The sequence below is a fragment of the Neisseria sp. P0009.S007 genome (genome assembly GCF_051962515.1).
The window spans coordinates 1-630 of the sequence record NZ_JBQCVF010000809.1 but is presented as its reverse complement, the minus strand read 5'-3'; the positions used below and the strand labels follow the sequence as shown (position 1 = coordinate 630).

1 protein-coding gene is annotated in these 630 nt (G+C 51.3%); it reads left to right on the top strand.

Features of this window, described 5'->3' with window-relative positions:
• The first annotated feature begins 98 nt into the window (after nt 1-98).
• The gene (locus ACTHS3_RS16520; protein ID WP_070606398.1) at nt 99-608 is read left to right on the top strand and encodes an OmpH family outer membrane protein; all 510 of its coding nucleotides are present in this window, start codon (nt 99-101) and stop codon (nt 606-608) included.
• Nucleotides 609-630 lie beyond the last annotated feature (22 nt).

Below are 630 nucleotides of genomic sequence, written 5' to 3'. Positions count from 1 at the left end.
GTCTGAAACCGGGTTTGTCCGTTTCAGACGGCCTCATGGCAGATTGGCGGCAAGCTTATTGCAAACTGCCCGTTTGTTTTCAAGCAAGGATTTTTATCATGAGTAAAATAGCCGACACCCTCCGTGTCCTCGCCGTAGCCCTGCCGGGTTTCGTGCTTTTGCCGCAAGCGGCGGCGGATGGCGTGCAGAAAATCGGTTTTATCAATACCGAGCGCGTTTATCAGGAATCCAAGCAGGCGCAAAGCATTCAGACGACTTTGGAAAAAGAGTTCAAAAGCCGTCAAACCGCCTTGCAAAAGCTGCAGCAGGAAGGCGAGGCTTTGGAGAAAAAACTGAGTAGCAACAAACTCAGCGACAGCCAAAGGGAAGCGGAAACCCAAAAATGGCGCAATCTGGTACAAAAATTCCGCAAGGAGCAGGCCGAGTTGGCTGAAGACTACAACCTGCGCCGCAATGAAGAATTCGCCGCGCTCCAGCAAAACGCTAACCACGTCATCGTCGATTTGGCCAAACGCGAAGGTTACGACTTTATCTTGCAGGACGTGATTTACGTCAACGGCCGTTACGACATTACCGACAGCGTTATCAAAGCCCTAAATGCTCACTGACTCTGCTCGGCAGCGAATGTGA

Excerpts from the sequence above, each read along its gene's own strand:
- ACTHS3_RS16520 (WP_070606398.1), top strand. The coding sequence starts at position 99 with ATGAGTAAAATAGCCGACACCCTCCGTGTCCTCGCCGTAGCCCTGCCG.